Source organism: Streptomyces sp. NPDC029139, assembly GCF_055564335.1.
The window spans coordinates 63,964-80,878 of record NZ_JBVHWN010000001.1; the positions used below are offsets into that span (position 1 = coordinate 63,964).

At 73.3% G+C, this 16,915-nt stretch carries 12 protein-coding genes; 6 read left to right on the top strand and 6 right to left on the bottom strand.

Going from position 1 to position 16,915, the window contains the following annotated elements:
• Window positions 1-286 precede the first annotated feature (286 nt).
• The 4 genes from ACZ4VW_RS00280 to ACZ4VW_RS00295 are packed head-to-tail and all read right to left on the bottom strand — an operon-like array spanning window position 287 to window position 4,056.
• On the bottom strand, window positions 287-928 hold the full coding sequence (locus ACZ4VW_RS00280; protein ID WP_467956804.1) for a response regulator: 642 nt from the start codon (window positions 926-928) through the stop codon (window positions 287-289).
• On the bottom strand, window positions 921-2,390 hold the full coding sequence (locus tag ACZ4VW_RS00285; protein WP_467956806.1) for a sensor histidine kinase: 1,470 nt from the start codon (window positions 2,388-2,390) through the stop codon (window positions 921-923). Before ACZ4VW_RS00285 ends, ACZ4VW_RS00280 begins: the two co-directional genes overlap by 8 nt.
• 20 nt (window positions 2,391-2,410) lie before the next feature.
• Window positions 2,411-3,154, bottom strand: coding sequence for an ABC transporter permease (locus tag ACZ4VW_RS00290; protein WP_467956808.1), 744 nt, complete (start codon window positions 3,152-3,154; stop codon window positions 2,411-2,413).
• A complete protein-coding gene (locus tag ACZ4VW_RS00295; RefSeq protein ID WP_467956810.1) occupies window positions 3,151-4,056 on the bottom strand; it encodes an ABC transporter ATP-binding protein in 906 nt (301 codons plus the stop codon). Before ACZ4VW_RS00295 ends, ACZ4VW_RS00290 begins: the two co-directional genes overlap by 4 nt.
• 275 nt (window positions 4,057-4,331) lie before the next feature.
• Between ACZ4VW_RS00295 and ACZ4VW_RS00300 the strand changes: the two genes are divergently transcribed.
• Together ACZ4VW_RS00300 and ACZ4VW_RS00305 are read left to right on the top strand one after the other, a co-directional pair.
• Window positions 4,332-6,104 carry an ABC transporter ATP-binding protein gene (locus ACZ4VW_RS00300; RefSeq protein WP_467956812.1) on the top strand — a complete coding sequence of 591 codons (1,773 nt, stop codon included), beginning with the start codon at window positions 4,332-4,334 and terminating at the stop codon, window positions 6,102-6,104.
• Entirely contained in the window at window positions 6,101-8,182 is a 2,082-nt protein-coding gene (locus ACZ4VW_RS00305) for an ABC transporter ATP-binding protein (RefSeq protein WP_467956814.1), read from the top strand. Before ACZ4VW_RS00300 ends, ACZ4VW_RS00305 begins: the two co-directional genes overlap by 4 nt.
• A 251-nt stretch (window positions 8,183-8,433) precedes the next feature.
• Here the strand turns inward: ACZ4VW_RS00305 and ACZ4VW_RS00310 are convergent, their stop codons facing one another.
• A complete protein-coding gene (locus ACZ4VW_RS00310) occupies window positions 8,434-9,918 on the bottom strand; it encodes an MFS transporter (RefSeq protein ID WP_467956816.1) in 1,485 nt (494 codons plus the stop codon).
• Window positions 9,919-10,042: 124 nt separating this feature from the next.
• Here ACZ4VW_RS00310 and ACZ4VW_RS00315 point away from each other — a divergent pair, with 124 nt between their 5' ends.
• The 4 genes from ACZ4VW_RS00315 (at window position 10,043) to ACZ4VW_RS00330 (ending at window position 15,699) form a co-directional block, all read left to right on the top strand.
• Window positions 10,043-10,942, top strand: a complete 900-nt coding sequence (locus ACZ4VW_RS00315) for a TetR/AcrR family transcriptional regulator C-terminal domain-containing protein (RefSeq protein WP_467956817.1) — start codon at window positions 10,043-10,045, stop codon at window positions 10,940-10,942.
• A 183-nt stretch (window positions 10,943-11,125) separates the two neighbouring features.
• Window positions 11,126-13,174, top strand: a complete 2,049-nt coding sequence (locus tag ACZ4VW_RS00320) for a M4 family metallopeptidase (RefSeq protein ID WP_467956819.1) — start codon at window positions 11,126-11,128, stop codon at window positions 13,172-13,174.
• 86 nt (window positions 13,175-13,260) lie between these two features.
• Window positions 13,261-13,929, top strand: a complete 669-nt coding sequence (locus tag ACZ4VW_RS00325) for a response regulator (protein ID WP_467956820.1) — start codon at window positions 13,261-13,263, stop codon at window positions 13,927-13,929.
• 120 nt (window positions 13,930-14,049) lie between these two features.
• The gene (locus ACZ4VW_RS00330; RefSeq protein WP_467956822.1) at window positions 14,050-15,699 is read left to right on the top strand and encodes a sensor histidine kinase; all 1,650 of its coding nucleotides are present in this window, start codon (window positions 14,050-14,052) and stop codon (window positions 15,697-15,699) included.
• A gap of 7 nt (window positions 15,700-15,706) precedes the next feature.
• Here ACZ4VW_RS00330 and ACZ4VW_RS00335 read toward each other — a convergent pair whose 3' ends face one another.
• Entirely contained in the window at window positions 15,707-16,912 is a 1,206-nt protein-coding gene (locus ACZ4VW_RS00335; RefSeq protein WP_467956824.1) for an alginate lyase family protein, read from the bottom strand.
• Window positions 16,913-16,915 lie beyond the last annotated feature (3 nt).

Genomic DNA, 16,915 nt, shown 5'->3' on the forward strand with positions numbered 1-16,915 from the left:
CCTGCGTGCCGTGGCGGCACGCACGCCCGGGGCACCGGCGCGCGGGCCGCCCCCGACGTCCCCCGTGACGGCTCCGCGTGCCCGACCAGTCTCGGCGCGCCGTCCCGGCCGAGGTCCAGGGCGTGCGCCTCGGCGCGGAAGTCGTCCGCGTACGCGCTGCTCATGACGGTCGGGATGAGGGCCGTGGCCGTCATGTCGTGCCACCGGCCGAAGCGGTCGGCCGGGTCCGGCGGGTCGGTGGTGAAGTGGTGGACGTCCATGACTCCCCCGAGTCGCGTCGCACGGGTCAGTTGCGGCCCAGGATGCCCCGGTCGTACGCCACCGCGACCGCGGCCGCCCGGTCCTTGACGCCCAACTTGCCATAGATGTGCGTCAGATGAGTCTTCACGGTCGCCTCGCTGATGAAGAGCTCGGCGGCGACGGCGCGGTTGGAGGTTCCCCTGGCGACGAGTTCGAGGACCTCGCGCTCGCGGGCGGAGAGGCTCTGGTCCATGGGCGCGGCGGGGGTGCGGACCCGGGACACGAGCCGGGAGGCGACGGCCGGGGACAGCACCGTACGGCCTTCGGCGGCGGCCCGGACGGCGGCGAACAGCTCGTCGCGGGGCGCGTCCTTGAGGAGGTAGCCGGTGGCACCCGCCTCGATCGCCGGGAGCGTGTCGGTGTCGGTGTCGTACGTGGTGAGGACGAGGACCCGGGAGCGGGCGCCGCGCCGGGTCAGTTCGGCGATGGCGTCGACGCCGTTGCCGCCGGGCATCCGCAGGTCCATGAGGACGACGTCGGGGTCGAGGCGCAGGGCGAGTTCGACGGCCTCGACGCCGCCGGACGCCTCGCCGAGGACGTCGAAGCCGGGGTCGACGGCGAACATGCCGCGCAGGCCGTCGCGTACGACGGGATGGTCGTCGACGATCAGGAGGGAGATCTCAGTCATCGTGCACCAACGGTACGCGGGCACAGACCGCCGTGCCCTCGCCGGGCGCCGTCTCCAGGGTGACGCGGCCGGCGAGGCGTTCGGCCCGGGCACGCATGCCGTCGAGGCCGAAACCGCCGCCGCCGGTCCGGGCGGGGACGGCCGCCGGGTCGAAGCCGCGCCCGTCGTCCCGTACGTCGAGGGTGATCTCGTCGCCCATGTAGGAGAGGGTGACGCCGGTCCGGGAGGCACCGGAGTGGCGCTCGGCGTTGGCGAGCGCTTCCTGCGCGATCCGCAGCAGGGTGGCGGCGACCTCCTCGTGGAGGGGGTCCTCGGTGCCGGTGACGGTGAACCGGGCGGTGATGCCGGTGCGTTCGGACCAGGTGGCGACGGTCTTCTTGAGGGCCTCGGGCAGGGTGTCGTGCTCCAGGGCGGCCGGGCTGAGGTTCTGCACGGAGCGGCGGGCCTCGCCGAGGCTGTGGCGGGCGAGGTCGGCCGCGCGCTGGAGGTGGACGCGGGCGAGGTCGGGGTCGGGGGTGGCGGTGACGACCTGGAGCTGGGCGATGATGCCGGCCAGTCCCTGCGCGAGGGTGTCGTGGATCTCGGCGGCGAGCCGGCGCCGCTCGTGGGCGACGCCCGCCTCACGGGCCTGGAGGAGGAGTTGGGCCTGGAGGGTGGCGTTCTCGGCGAGGGCCTGTTCCAGGCGGGCGTTGGTGCGTGCGAGTTCGGTGATGGTGGCGGCGCGCTCGGCGGCCTTCTCGGCCTCCTTCGTGCTCAGGTGGGAGAAGACGACGACGAGGCAGGCGTTGAGCGCGAACAGGCCGCCGAAGGCGACCCAGTTGACGAGGGAGGCGGGCGGCAGGCCACCGGACTGGGAGCCGGCCATGGTGACGGCGGTGACGAGCAGGCCGACGCGGGCGGGGCGGCGGGGCAGGAGGTGCTCGGCGTCGAAGTAGCCGATGCAGGCGTAGATGGCGAAGAAGGGATTGAGCCAGGCGAGCGCGAACGCGAGCGCGGTCCGGAGGCAGAAGTAGGTGACGGAGGCGGGCCCGGGGGCCCCGGCGACGAGCGGGGCGGCGGGGCCCGGGTCGGGGGTGGGGGTGGGGGTGGGGGCCGGGCCGGGGGCGGGGCCCGGGCCGGGGGCGGGGCCCGGGTCGGAGCCGGGCGCGCGGGGTGCGCCGGGCGCGCTGCTGGCGGTACCGGCACGGGCGCCGGCGTCGGTCACGGGACGGAGGGCGGCCGCGGAGTCCGCGTCCGGCCCGCCCTGGTCAGGGGCGGCGTCGGGGCGCGGGCGGCGCTGGTGGGCGGCCCAGGTGAGTTCGAGCGCCAGGGCCGTCAGGGCGAGGGCGGCGCCCGCCACCAGCTCTGTACCGTCCATGATCAGGTCCGCGGCCGCCGCGCCGATCACCGTGGCGATGCCCAGCAGGGCGAACGGCCCCCAGCGGAAGAACTGCTGCCAGCGTTCCTCGACCGTCGTCGCCATCCCCGTGCCCTCCCCCTCCGTCACTCCCAGCGGAACCAGCGGGCCGCCGCCGCGGTCAGCACGAGCGTCCACAGGGCCATCACCCCGAGCGCGGTCCACTCCGGCCAGCCGCCCGCCATCGCCGTGTCGAGGGCCTGGGATGCCGCGCCGTACGGCGTGAGCTGGACGATGCGCTGCAGCGTATCCGGCATGGCCTGGACCGGGACCCAGACTCCGGCCGTGAACATCGTCGGGAAGAAGACGACGGACCCGATCGCGGTGGCGATCTTCTGCGTACGGGAGACGGCGCAGACGGCGGCGCCGAGGGCGAGTCCGCCGGCGACGGCGAGGAGCAGCGCGAGGGCGTACCCGGCGAGGTTCTGCGGCAGCCGGACGCCGAACGCCAGCCGGCCGACCGTGATGACGAGGACGGAGGAGACGAGGGCGGCCGCCGCGTGCAGGGCGATCTGGGCGGCGAGGAGCGAGGACGGGCGGACGGGCGTGGTGGAGAGCCTGCGCAGGATGCCGCGTTCGCGGTAGCCGGCGAGAACGGGCGGCATGGCCTGGAGCCCGGACATGATGAGGGCGAAGAGGACGGCGACGGGGACGTACAGGTCGATGACGCGGCGGCCTCCGAGGTCCTCGGACACCTCGCGGAAGGACGGGATCAGGCCGAGGATCACCAGGAGGACGGTCGGCGAGACCATCATCCAGAACAAGGAGCCCGGTTCGCGGGCGAAGAGGCGGGCCTCGGTCCGCAGGACCATGGTGGTGGCGGTGCTCATCGCTGGTCGGCTCCTGTCAGGTCGAGGAAGGCGTCGTCGAGGGTGGCGTCGGTGACGCGGAGCTGGCGGGCGGTGACGCCCCGGCGGGCGAGGAGGGCGACGAAGGCGTCGACGGTGGCGTCGGTCCCCTCGACGACGGTCCTCCCGTCCTTGGTGTCCACCGCGGCCACCTGCGGCAGGGCACGCAGTTCGGCCGGGTCCAGGGGGGTGCCGGCCGCGAAGGAGATGACCTTGGAGGCCGTCGCGCGGCCGATCAGCCCGTCGGGGGTGTCGAGCGCGACGACGCGGCCCTTGTCGATGACGGCGATCCGGTCGCAGAGGTGCTGGGCCTCCGCCATGAAGTGGGTGACGAGCAGGACGGTCACGCCGGCCGCCCGGATGTCCTCGACGAGGGCCCAGGTGTCGCGGCGGGCGCGGGGGTCGAGTCCGGTGGTGAGCTCGTCGAGGACGACGGCGCGCGGGTCGCCGACGAGGGCGAGCGCGATGAAGAGCCGCTGCTTCTGCCCGCCCGACAGTTTCGCGAACCGGGTGCTCAGCTGCCCTTCGAGACCCAGCCGCTCGACCAGCCCGCGCCAGTCGGCGGGCCGCTCGTAGAAGGAGGCGTACAGCTCGAGGGCTTCCTGGACGGTGAGTTTGGGCTGGAGCTCCGACTCCTGGAGCTGTACGCCGAGGATGCGGGTGACGTCGGCGTGCCGGGCGACGGGGTCGAGCCCGCCGACCCGTACGGTCCCGGCGTCGGGCACCCGGAGCCCCTCGACGCACTCGACGGTGGTGGTCTTGCCGGCCCCGTTGGGGCCGAGGATGCCGAAGATCTCCCCCTCGGCGACCTCGAAGGAGACGTCGTCGACGACCGTCTTGTCGCCGTAGACCTTGCGCAGGCCGTGCACTTCGAACATGGACATGCCTCAAGACTGGCCGCGGGGTGCCGTCCCGGACATCGGCCATCGCGCTCGAAGCCGTATCAGCCGATCGGTTGATGGCCCGTACGACCCCGGGCCGGCCCGGGGTCCTGTGCCGCCGCCGCCACCTGACCGCGCTGGGCCGGGACCGCTCCTGCGCCAGACCCCCGGCCTGCACGTTCTTCCGTCAGGAGAAGGATCGGCAGGCGGAACGGGATGCCGCCAGGGGAGAAAAACCGGATGAGGGATGTCAGTGGCGAACCGTAGGCTCGGTCGTGATGCCCGGAAAAGATGGAAGCACCAAGAAGTCGGCCGTACGGACCCTGTTGCGCCTGTGGCCCTATGTACGGCCGGTGCGGGGGCGGTTGGCCGCGGCGGCCGTCGTCGCGATCGTCGCCTCCTGCTTGTCACTCGTCATTCCGCTCGTCCTGAAGTGGATGGTGGACGGGCCGGTCGCCGCAGGCGATCCGGGCGGGGTGTGGCTGGGCGCCCTCTACCTGCTGCTGCTCGGGATCACGGAGGCGGTGCTCTTCGGGTGCCGGCGATGGCTGGTGGCCCGGCCGCTGGCCGGGGTCGAGGCGGGCATGCGGGCCGATCTGTACCGGCGGTTGCAGCGGCTGCCGATCGCCTTCCACGACCGGTGGGCCTCGGGCCAGCTCCTGTCGCGCGGCACGACCGATCTGATGCTGCTGCGGATGTTCCTCGCCTTCCCGCTGACCTTCCTGCTGGTCAACGGCGTGACGATCCTGGCCGGCTATGTCCTGCTCCTGGCCCAGGACTGGACGCTCGGCCTGGTGCTGCTCACGCCCGTCGTCCCGCTGGTGATCCTCTGCTCGGTGTTCGAGACCAAGTACGCCGTCGTCGCCCGCCGCGCCCAGGACCAGGTCGGCGATCTGACCACCGTGGTGGAGGAGAGCGTCCTCGGCATCCGGATCGTCAAGGGCTTCGGCCGCCACCGCAGCCAGGCGCTCGCCTTCCGGGAACTGGCCGAGCGGCTGCGGGGCACGGAGCTGGTCAAGGCCCGGCTGCTGGCCGGGATCTGGGCGTTCATCACCATCATTCCCGAGCTGGCGATCGGCGCGGCGCTCGTGCTCGGCACGGTCCGGGTCGCCGACGGCGATCTGTCGGCGGGCACGCTGGTCGCCTTCCTGTCGACGGCGCTCGCTCTGCGCTGGCCGGTGGAGTCGATCGGCTTCCTGCTCGCGATGAGCCAGGAGGCGGCGACCGCGACCGAGCGGTACTTCGAGGTGATGGACGAGGAGGAGGAGACGCCGGGCCCGCCCTCGGTCGCACCGGGGTCCCGGGACGGGGTGCGGTTCGAGAACGTCTCCTTCCGCTACCCGGACGCGGCGGCCGACGCGCCGCCCGTGCTCGACGGCGTCGACCTGCACATCCGCCCCGGCGAAACGCTCGCCCTGGTCGGCGGGACGGGCTCCGGGAAGACGACGCTGACCGCGCTCGTACCGCGGCTCCACGAGGCGACCGGCGGGCGCATCCTGCTCGACGGCGAGGACATCACGCGCATGGAGCGCGAACGGCTGCGCGAGCTGGTGTCGGTGGCCTTCGAGGAGCCGACCCTGTTCTCGGCGAGCGTCGGCGAGAACGTCCTCATGGGCGCCGCCGCCGGGGCCGGCGAGCCCGAACTGCGCCGCGCGCTGGGCGTGGCCCAGGCGGACGGCTTCGTCGCGGCGCTCCCCGAGGGCGCGGCCACGCAGGTCGGCGAGCAGGGCCTGAGCCTCTCGGGCGGGCAGCGCCAGCGCCTGGCGCTGGCCCGCGCGGTGGTGGGCCGGCCCCGCTTCCTGGTCCTGGACGACCCGCTCTCGGCGCTCGACGTGCACACGGAGGCGCTGGTGGAGGCGGCCCTGCGGGAGGTGCTGCGCGACACGACCGCCCTGGTGGTGGCCCACCGCCCGTCGACGGTGCTGCTCGCGGACCGGGTCGCGCTCCTGTCGGAGGGCCGGATCGCGGCGGTGGGCACCCATCACGAACTGCTGCGGAGCAACGCCGAGTACGCCTGGCTGATGTCGGGCGAGGGGACTGAGGCACGATGACGGATCCGACGACGGCCCCACCGGCCGAGACCGGGGCTACTGGGGATGGGGACACCGCGGCCCGGGACACGGCGGGCACCGACCTCGTCGCGGCCCAGGACACGGCGGGCACCGACCTCGTCGCGGCCCAGGACACGGCGGGCACCGACCTCGTCGCGGCCCAGGACACGGCGGGCACCGACCTCGTCGCGCCCGCCGACCGGTCCGCCGGCGCGACGAGCCCTGGGCGGGGCCGGGGCACACCCGAGGCGGGTGCCGCCGAACCGGGCGCCTCGCCCGCGCCCGGGGACCCCTTCGACCGGGACGATCTGCCCACCGCACCCGGGGCCACCGGAACCCTGTTGCGGTCGCTGCTGGCCGCGCACAAGGCGCGGGTGGGCGTCGCCGCGTTCGTGCTGCTGCTCCAGCAGGCCGCCGTGCAGGCCGGTCCGCTGCTCGTCGCGTATGCCATCGACCGCGGCGTGCCGGCCTTCCGGGAGGGGGACTTCGGGCCCGTCGTGGCCGTCGCCGTCGGGTACCTCGTGTGCGCGGCGGCCGCCGGACTCCTCCAGTACGCCTTCGTCCGCGGCGCCGCCCGCGTCAACCAGGACGTACTGCTCGATCTGCGCGGGCGGATCTTCCGGCACGCCCAGGCGCTCAGCGTGGACTTCCACGAGCGGTACACCTCGGGCCGGCTCATCTCCCGCTCGACCACGGACGTGGAGTCCCTGCGGGAGTTGCTCTCCGAGGGCCTCCAGGAGCTGATCGGTGTCGTCCTGGCGTTCGTCTACATCGCGGCGATGCTGCTCTGGCTGGACCTGGGCATCGGCGCGGTGGCCGTCGCCTCCTTCGTACCGCTGTACCTGCTCGTACGGATCTACCAGCGGCGCGCCGCCGTCGTCTTCGCCGAGCGGTCCACCGCCATCGCGAGCGTGATCGTGAAGTTCGCGGAGACGATGAACGGGATCCGGCCGGTGCGGGCGTTCCGCAGGGAGCGCGCCAACGACGCCGAGTTCGGCGCGCTCAACCGGCGGCACGAGCGGAGCAACGGCGACGCGCTCCTGGAGATGGCGCGGTATGTCGTCGGCTCGCGTCTCGTGGCGAACACCGCGGTGGCCGGTATGTGTCTGTGGGGCGCGTACCGGGTGGCCGACGGGACGCTGGCGCTCGGTGTGCTGGCGGCGGCGGTGCTGTACATGCGGCGGCTGTACGACCCGATCGACCGGCTCGGCATGTTCCTCAACTCGTACCAGTCCGCGGCCGCGTCGCTCGCCAAGATCGCGGGCCTGCTCGCGCAGGAGCCCGGTGTCCCGGAGACCACCGCTCCCAAGGAACTCCCCGCGCGCCGGGACGGCCGACCGGGCCGGGAGGTCGTCTTCGAGGGTGTGCGGTTCGCGTACCGGACCGGCGGCGAGGTGCTGCCCCGCTTCGACCTGACGATCCCGGCGGGGCAGACGGTGGCCGTGGTCGGGTCCACGGGCGCCGGCAAGTCCACGCTCGCCAAGCTTCTGGCGCGGTTCTACGACCCGACGGAGGGGCGGGTGCTCCTGGACGGGGTCGACGTCCGCGACCTGGCGACGCCCGAACTGCGGCGCGGTGTGGTGATGGTGACCCAGGAGGCGTTCCTCTTCTCGGGAACGGTCGCCGAGAACATCGCGATCGGGCGCCCGGACGCCACCCGGGCCGAGATCGAGCAGGCGGCGAAGGCGATCGGCGCCCACGACTTCATCGCGGGTCTTCCGGACGGGTACGACACGGACGTACGGAAGCGGGGCGGGCGGATCTCGGCGGGCCAACGGCAGTTGGTGGCCTTCGCCCGCGCGCTGCTCGCGGACCCGGCGGTGCTGATCCTGGACGAGGCGACGAGCTCGCTGGACGTACCGGGGGAACAGGCGGTGCAGCGGGCGATGGACACGGTGCTCGCCGGGCGGACCGCGGTGGTCATCGCCCACCGTCTGTCGACGGTGGAGATCGCGGACCGGGTCCTGGTGATGGAGCGCGGCCGGATCGTGGAGGACGGGCTGCCCGCGGAACTCGTGGCCGGACAGGGCCGCTTCGCGACCCTCCACCGCGCGTGGCGGGACAGCCTGGTGGGGTGACACCCCCAAGGGGGGGGCGGCGGACCGGGCCTCGTGGTCCTGGGCCCCTCACGGACCCTGGCTTCACCCGTGGGTGGTTCGGGTTCCGGGGCCTCCGGTGGGGGGTGCCCGGACTGCGTCTCACCCCGCTGACACGCGAGTTCCGACGCCATCACGTCCGAACACCCCTCACGCTCCGACCCCGGCCTCCGGTCGCGTCCCATGCCGGCCGCCGCCGAGTCGGTACGGTGAGCTCCACGACCACGACCTTGTCAGGGCCGCTCCGTCCGGCCGCGGAGGAGGGCATACGACAGGGCCGCCGCCAGCAGCATCACCATCGCCGCTCCTCCCGCCGCCCCGTTCAGGGCGTCCGTGAAGGCGCCGCGGGCGGCGTCCAGGACGGGGCCGGGTGAGGCCAGCGCGCCGCCAAGGGTCTCCCGGGCCGCCGCGGGGGCCGTGGCGGGCATCGCGGCGGTGTAGACGGCGGCTCCGATCGAGCCGAGGACCGCCATGCCGAGCGCGCCGCCGAGCTCCGTGCCCGATTCGAGGACGGCCGCCGCGGCGCCCGCCCGCTCGGGCGGGGCCGCGCCGAGGGCGCTCTCGTTGGCCAGGGTCATGGCGGAGACGAGACCGGAGACGTAGACCGTGGCTCCCGCCAGGACGATCCAGAACGGGGTGCCGGCCCCGATGAGGATCAGCGACGCGAAGCCGGCCGCCGAGAGCAGGAATCCACCGGTCATCACGGCGGCCCGGTCGAGCCGTTCGGCGAGCGCGGCGGCGGTGGGGGCGGCGATCACGGCACCCGCCGACGGCGCCAGGCTCCACAGCGCCGCCTCCAGCGGGCTCTGGCCGAGGACGGACTGCAGGTACTGGGTGAGGAAGACGGCGAAGCCGACGGTGGCGACCATCGCGAGCAGGTTCACCAGCACCGATCCCCCGAACGCCCGCTTGCGCAGCAGCCGGAGGTCGACCATCGGGTCCGCGAGCCGGGACTGACGGCGCAGGAACAGCAGGGCGAACAGCAGGCCCGTCGTGACCCCGAGCGCCGGCAGCGGCCGCCAGCCGTCCTTGGCGATTTCCTTGATGCCGTGGATGAGCGGCAGCAGCGCGGCGAGGGAGAGCAGGGCGCTGGTCCAGTCGAACCGGCCCGGTGCGACCGTCCCCCTCGACTCCGGCAGGAGCGTCGGCCCCAGGACCAGGAGCAGGACCATCGCGGGCAGGTTGATCAGGAACACCGAGCCCCACCAGAAGTGTTCGACGAGCGCGCCGCTGACGACGGGGCCGAGGGAGATCCCGCTCGCCATCACGGTCGTCCACAGGGTCACGGCCGTGGCCCGCTGGGCCTCGTCGCGGAAGAGGGTGCGGATCAGGGCGAGCGTGGACGGCATCAGGCAGGCCCCTCCGATCCCGAGCAGCGCGCGGGCGGCGATCAGCGTGCCGGGGCTGTCGGCGCAGGCGGCGGCGACCGACGCCAGGCCGAAGAGCGCCGCGCCGCCGAGGAGCAGCCTGCGGCGACCGACGCGGTCCCCGAGCGCGCCCATGGTGATGAGGAGTCCGGCGAGGACGAAGCCGTACATGTCGAGGATCCACAGTTGCTCGGTGGCTCCCGGACCCAGGTCGGCGCTGATGGAGGGGATGGCGAAGTAGAGGACGGAGACGTCCATGGAGACGAGGAGCAGCGGCAGCATCAGCACGCCGAGCGCGGTCCATTCGCGGCGGCCGGCGAGGTCGGTTCCCGGTGGGGTCGTAAGCGTCATGCGGGGAGCGAAGCAGCCGGCGGCGTACGGTGCCACCACCGCTCTAGTGCACCCTTGCCCCGCCGTCGAACGACCAGGTCGCAAGGGTGTACGGGGCGTTGGGCGCACTAGTACACTCCCCGCCGTGCCGACCCCACCGCCCTATCTCGCCATCGCCGCCGAGATCCGTCGCCGGATCAGGGCGGGGGAGCTCTCCCCCGGCGACCGCGTCCCGTCCACCCGGGCCATCACCCGCGAGTGGGGCGTGGCCATGGCGACGGCCACCAAAGCCTTGGCGGCGCTGCGCCAGGAGGGGCTGGTGAGGGCCGAGCCGGGCGTCGGGACAGTGGTGGCCCGATCGGCCGCCGCCCCGGCCGCGGTGGCCCTGAACCGTGAGCGGATCGTCCGGGCCGCGCTCGAACTGGCCGACACCGAGGGGCTTTCGGCGCTGTCCATGCGCCGGATCGCGACCCAGCTGGGGACGTCGACCATGACGCTGTACCGGCATGTGCCGGGCAAGGGCGAGCTGGTGCGGCTGATGGCCGACGCGGCCTGCGGCGAGGTTCCGTTGGGGCCGGTGCCGGCCGACTGGCGTACGGGAATGGAGCACGCGGCCCGCTGGCTGCGCGCTGTCCACGCACGGCATCGCTGGATGGCACAGGCGCTGGCCTCGTTCACCCGCCCCATGGCCTCGCCCCACGCGATGGCGTACACGGAGTGGGTGCTCGGGGCGCTGCGGGGCACGGGCCTGACCCCCTTCGAGAAGATCCACACGCATCTGGTCGTCTTCGCCTATGTCCAAGGGGTGGCCATGGCCGACGCGCTGGAGGAGCAGGCCCGGCAGGACTCGGGGATCTCGGACGGCGAGTGGATGGAGCGGAACGAGCCGTACTACGAGGCGATCTCGGGCGGGGGCGCGTACCCGCTGCTCAGCGGTCTGAGCGGGGACGAGGACTTCACGATCGACCTGGAGACGCTCTTCGAGTTCGGGCTCCGGCGAACACTGGACGGCATCGCGGTCATGATCGACGAAACGTCCGGTTAACGAACACGACCTTTCGGGCACCGGACGATTTCCGGCCAACTTGTTGACGCGCTCCTGACAGATGCCTGTGCCGACTGCCACTCTCTCCCCGACTCGTATGAGAGTTCGTGCTCCACAGCTCTGTTTGCTCCGCCCGGAGGGCCCACCCAGTCGTCCGGTACCCCCCTCGCAAAAGGAGTCTGCGTGAGATCCACGCCCAGCCGTCGCGCCACCGCGACCGGCGCTCTGATCGCTGCCGCCGCCATGCTCGCGGTCGGTGTCCAGTCCGGTGCCGCGACCGCCGCGGACACCTCCGGGCAGGTCACGCCCGCCGCACCCTCGGCCCGGTCCGCGGGCAAGGTCAACCCGGGCAAGCTGCCGGCCGACCTCTCCCCCGCCCAGCGCACCGCGCTGATACGCGCGGCCGACGCCGACAAGGCGGCGACCGCCAAGTCGCTCGGCCTCGGCGTCCAGGAGAAGCTCGTCGTCCGCGACGTCGTCCAGGACCGCGACGGCACGACCCACACGCGCTACGAGCGCACCTACGCCGGACTCCCCGTCCTGGGCGGCGACCTCATCGTCGCCGAGACCAAGGCCGGAAAGACCGAGGGCGTGACCAAGGCGTCCCGTGCCGAGCTGAAGAACGTCGACACGACCGCCGACGTCGCCCCGGCCGCCGCCGAGAAGCAGGCGCTGGGCGCTGCCGCCGCGGAGGGCTCCCAGAAGGCCAAGGCCGACCGCGCGCCACGCAAGGTCGTCTGGATGGCGCAGGGTTCGCCCGTCCTCGCGTACGAGACCGTCGTCGGCGGCATCCAGCACGACGGCACCCCGAACGAGCTGCACGTCGTCACCGACGCGAAGACCGGCGAGAAGCTGTACGAGTGGCAGGCCATCGAGACCGGCACCGGCAACACCCAGTACGCCGGCCAGGTCACCCTCGGCACCAGCGGCACCGGCCCGTACACGCTGACCGACGCCAACCGCGGCAACCACAAGACGTACAACCTCAACCGCGGCACGTCCGGCACCGGAACGCTCTTCTCCGGCCCCGACGACGTCTGGGGCAACGGCACCCCGCAGAACCTGGAGACCGCGGGCGCCGACGCGCACTACGGCGCCGCGCTCACCTGGGACTACTACAAGAACGTGCACGGACGGAACGGCATCCGCGGCGACGGTGTCGCCCCGTACTCCCGGGTCCACTACGGCAACGCGTACGTCAACGCCTTCTGGTCGGACTCCTGCTTCTGCATGACGTACGGCGACGGCGCGAACAACACCAAGCCGCTCACCTCGATCGACGTGGCCGCGCACGAGATGACCCACGGCCTCACGTCCAACACCGCCGGCCTGGTCTACAGCGGCGAGTCGGGCGGCCTGAACGAGGCGACCTCCGACATCTTCGCGGCGGCCGTCGAGTTCTACGCCAACAACGCCAGCGACCCGGGCGACTACCTCGTCGGCGAGAAGATCGACATCCGCGGCAACGGCACCCCGCTGCGTTACATGGACAAGCCGAGCAAGGACGGCTCGTCCAAGGACGCGTGGTACTCCGGCATCGGCTCGATCGACGTCCACTACTCCTCGGGCCCGGCGAACCACTGGTACTACCTGCTCTCCGAGGGCAGCGGCGCCAAGGTCGTCAACGGCGTCAGCTACGACTCGCCGACCTCCGACGGCCTGCCCGTCACGGGCATCGGCCGTGACAAGGCCTCGCTGATCTGGTTCAAGGCGCTCACCACCAAGTTCGGCTCGAACACCAACTACGCCGGTGCCCGTACGGGCACGGTCGCGGTGGCCACCGAGCTGTACGGCGCCGGCAGCGCCGAGGTGAAGGCCGTCGAGCACGCCTGGGCCGGCGTCAACGTGGGTGCCCGTCCCGGCGGCGGCGACCCCGGCACCGGCAAGACCTTCGAGAACACCGCCGACGTGTCGATCCCGGACAACGGCGCCGCGGTGACCTCCACGGTCAACGTCACGGGTGTCACCGGCAACGCGCCGTCCACCCTCAAGGTGGACGTCAACATCGTCCACACCTGGCGCGGTGACCTGGTCGTCGACCTCGTCGCCCCGGACGGCTCGGTCTACAACCTGAAGCCGTTCTCGTCCTCCGACTCGGCGGACAACGTCGTGGCCACGTACACGGTCAACGCGTCCAGCGAGGTCGCCAACGGCGCCTGGAAGCTGCGGGTCCAGGACAAGGCCGCGCAGGACACCGGCTACATCAACAGCTTCAAGCTGACGTTCCCGTAACGTCGTCGGCACGGCAGCGGCAGGGCGGACGCCCGGAGGGCTCGTTCCCTCCGGGCGTCCGCGCGTCCGTGTCTAGGGTGGTGGCCATGATCAGGGTGCTGCTCGCGGACGACGAGACGATGATCCGGGCCGGGGTGAAGGCGATCCTCGCCGCCGACCCGGGGATCGAGGTGGTCGCGGAGGCGGCCGACGGACGCGAGGCCGTCGAACTCGCCCGCCGCCACCTGCCCGACGTGGTCCTCCTCGACATCCGGATGCCCCGGCTCGACGGCCTCGGCGCGGCGGAGGAACTGCGCCGCGCGGTGCCGGACGTGGCGGTCGTGATGCTGACGACGTTCTCCGAGGACGCGTACATCGCCCAGGCCCTCGGCTCCGGCGCGGCCGGCTTCCTGCTGAAGTCGGGCGACCCGAGGGAACTGCTCGCGGGGGTACGGGCGGTGGCCGGCGGGGCCGCGTTCCTCTCCCCCGAGGTCACCCGCCGGGTCATCGCCCACCTCCCGACCGGCCGCCTCTCGCGGGCCGCGGAGGCACGCGAGCGGCTGGAGCCGCTGACCGGGCGGGAACGGCAGGTCGTGGCGCTGGTGGGCGCCGGCCTGTCGAACGCGGAGATCGCGGCCCGGCTGTACGTCGTGGAGGGCACGGTGAAGGCCCATGTGAGCACGGTCCTGGCCCGCCTCGGCCTGAAGAATCGGGTGCAGCTCGCGATCCTGGCGTACGAGGCGGGCCTGGTGGAGGACGAGGCCGGCCCGGCCTGACGCCGGGCGTCGAGCGCGACCGGTCGCCCACGGCGTGGGGCGGACCGCCGCCCCGGGCGGGGCGCACGGGCCTGCCTTTCGTCGGGCGCCCCGGCCGTGGACGTCCGGCAAGCTGGGGGGATGCGGCGCGAACGACTTCGGGATCTTCTGGTCGACCTGGGACTGTGGGGGCTCCTCTCCGTCCCCGTCCTGCTGCGGATCGACCCGAACGACGGCGGTTCCTGGGGGCAGGTCGCCGTCGGTGTCGCCGTGCTCGGCGGGTGCGTGGCGTTCTCCCGGTCCTCGCCCCTGGTGTCGCTCGCCGTCACGGTCGCGGTGAGCCTCGCGTCGACGGTGGAGCTGTACACCCCGGCGTACAGCCTGGCCCTGGTCGTCTTCGGCTATCTCGCGGGACGCCGACAGGAGCAGACCCGGGCCGCGCTCGCGCTCTTCGGGGCGGTGGCGGCGGCCGGTCTCGGTCTCGTGCTGTGGTCGGGGGTGCCGTTCGCCCAGTGGTTCACCCTGGTCCTCGCCCTCGCCCTGGCGATCGTCGCGCCCTGGCTCGCGGGCCGCTACGTGCGCCAGTACGCCCGGCTGGTCCGGACGGGCTGGGAGCTGGCCGAGTGCATGGAGCGCGAGCAGGCGGCGGTCGCCGAGCGCGAGCGGCTGCGCGAACGCACCCGCATCGCGGGCGACATGCACGACTCGCTCGGCCATGACCTCGCCCTGATCGCGCTGCGAACGGCCGCGCTGGAGGTCGATCCGGCGCTCGGCACGCGGCAGCAGGAGGCGGCCGGGGAGCTGCGGCGGGCGACCGCCGACGCCACCGCCCGGCTCCGGGACATCATCGGCGTGCTGCGCGCGGGCGAGGAGGCGCCGGGCACCCGGACGGCGCCGGCCGGGGAGACGGTCGAGGAGGTGGTGGAACGGGCGCGCGCCTCCGGGATGCGGGTGGACCTGACGGTGACCGGGAGGGCCGGGGAATCCGGGATGGCCGGGGAATCCGGGAGGGCCGGGGAATCGGGGAAGACCGGGGAATCCGGGAAGGCCGGGCCGGTCCGGGAAGCCGAGGACACCGAGAAAGCCCCCCACACTCCTCCGATGGTCGACCGGGCCGCCCACCGAGTGGTGCAGGAGGCGTTGACGAACGCGGCCCGGCACGCGCCCGGCGCGCCCGTGCGGGTCGAGCTGGAGCGCGCGGGCGGCGTGTTGACCGTCTCGGTGTCCAACCCCGTGGCCGGCCCCGCTGCCCGGGCGGCGGCCCCGGATCCGACCGGCGGCACCGGGCTCGTCGGCCTCGACGAGCGGGTGCGGCTCGCCGGGGGCCGGCTGCACCACGGCCCGGACGGGGCGGGCGGATTCACCGTCCGCGCCGTGCTGCCGCTGGAGCCGGGGGCGGCGGCCGCCGCGCCACCGGCGGCCTCCACGGCCGTACGGGAACGGGACCGGGCGCGCCGGGAGGTGCGCCGGGGGCTGGCGCGGGCGATCTGGATCCCGCTCGCGCTGGTGACCGCGCTCGGTCTCGTGATGCTCGCCTTCGGGCTCTGGACGCAGGCCCGTTCGTTCCTGGACCGGGACGACTACGCCGCGCTGCGCGTCGGCGATCCCCTCACCGCCGACGCCGAACGGCTCCCGCCGCACCCGCTGGACGGTCCCCCGGCCGGCGCTCCGGCCGAGCCGCCCGGCATGGACCGGTGCCTCTACTACCGTTCGGAGCTGCTCGCGGCCGTCCCGGTCTACCGCCTCTGCCTCGCCGACGGGCGGCTCGCCGGCAAGGCGCTGGTGGGATGAGGCGGGGTCAGTGCGGGTTTTCGGCGTGGGTGAGGGTCTCCCAGGAGACGAAGTAGTTGTCCGTGCCGGACGGCCGCCGCGCCTCGGTGTAGAGCGCGGTGTTCGTCATGGGGATCCCCATGCGGCCGTGCAGGGCGTTGTAGCCGACCTCCGTCACCCTCCCCAGGCCGGGCTCGACCGTGCCCCCGCACAGCCAGGACGGGACGGCCGCGCCGTTCTCGTACTTCGTGTGGAAGCCGAGGGCGTGCCGCAGCCGCTCGGAGACCCGGGGGTAGAGGTCCGCGCCCTGGATGCGGCTGGTCTCGGCTGTGTGGACGGCGGCGGCGAGGCCCCAGCCGGTGTGGCCGAAGTCCCGGCAGGTCTCCTGGGAGAGGCCGTCGACGAAGGTGGTCTGGCCCTGCCAGTACTTCACGATCTCGTCGCGGGTGTCGATGCCGCTGTTCGGTGGCGGCTTGGGCAGGGAGCCGTCGGTCGTCAGATAGATGTACGCGGGGACGCGGCCGAGGTAGGTCGCGACGGCCTTGTCGTAGGCCGCGCGGTCCTCCAGATGGACGGCGATACCGAGCGCGGCCTCGGTCATGATGAGCTCCCAGTTGCCGTTCTTGGTGGCGGCGCCGTTGATGATCTCGGGGAGGTAGACCGTGCGCAGCATGGTCGCGAAGCGGCCGGAGTGGGCCCAGCCCCCGGTGTAGGTGTGCTTGATGATCTCGGCGGCCCGGGGCCAGGAGGAGCCGGCCCAGCCGGTCTGGAGCGGGGCGTTGGAGTTGGTGTGGTCCTTGATCACGGCCGACCAGGCGTCCATGATCTCGATCGCCTTGCGCGCGTGCCGGTCGTCGCGGGTGATGTACCAGGCGAGCGCCTGGGTGTAGGCGGCGACCGCGTCCTGCCGCTCGTCGGTGCAGCCGTGATTGGGGTTGGAGGAGGACCCGCACTCGACGATCGCCCGCGGCTTGGGGGTTCGGCTCAGCGAGGCGTAACCGCCGGCCATCATCTGGTCGTAGGCGCTCTTCCAGGGCTGGGCGCCCGCCTGGACCTTGGAGCGGACGAAGTCGAGCTGCGGCCGGGAGACGACGACGCCGGGGTGGGTGAAGGTCGCGGGGGCGGTGACGGCCGCGGGGGCGGTGTGTTCTTGCCCTTCGCCCGCGGCGGCCGTCGGGGCGAGGGTGGCTGCGACTGCCGCAGCGAGGGCGAGGACCAGGGTCTTGCGACGCATGTG

Bases quoted from the DNA above. Each gene is read 5' to 3' on its own strand.
- ACZ4VW_RS00280 (WP_467956804.1), bottom strand. From the start codon at position 928: ATGACTGAGATCTCCCTCCTGATCGTCGACGACCATCCCGTCGTACGC.
- ACZ4VW_RS00285 (WP_467956806.1), bottom strand. From the start codon at position 2,390: ATGGCGACGACGGTCGAGGAACGCTGGCAGCAGTTCTTCCGCTGGGGG.
- ACZ4VW_RS00290 (WP_467956808.1), bottom strand. From the start codon at position 3,154: ATGAGCACCGCCACCACCATGGTCCTGCGGACCGAGGCCCGCCTCTTC.
- ACZ4VW_RS00295 (WP_467956810.1), bottom strand. From the start codon at position 4,056: ATGTCCATGTTCGAAGTGCACGGCCTGCGCAAGGTCTACGGCGACAAG.
- ACZ4VW_RS00300 (WP_467956812.1), top strand. From the start codon at position 4,332: ATGCCCGGAAAAGATGGAAGCACCAAGAAGTCGGCCGTACGGACCCTG.
- ACZ4VW_RS00305 (WP_467956814.1), top strand. From the start codon at position 6,101: ATGACGGATCCGACGACGGCCCCACCGGCCGAGACCGGGGCTACTGGG.
- ACZ4VW_RS00310 (WP_467956816.1), bottom strand. From the start codon at position 9,918: ATGACGCTTACGACCCCACCGGGAACCGACCTCGCCGGCCGCCGCGAA.
- ACZ4VW_RS00325 (WP_467956820.1), top strand. From the start codon at position 13,261: ATGATCAGGGTGCTGCTCGCGGACGACGAGACGATGATCCGGGCCGGG.
- ACZ4VW_RS00330 (WP_467956822.1), top strand. From the start codon at position 14,050: ATGCGGCGCGAACGACTTCGGGATCTTCTGGTCGACCTGGGACTGTGG.
- ACZ4VW_RS00335 (WP_467956824.1), bottom strand. From the start codon at position 16,912: ATGCGTCGCAAGACCCTGGTCCTCGCCCTCGCTGCGGCAGTCGCAGCC.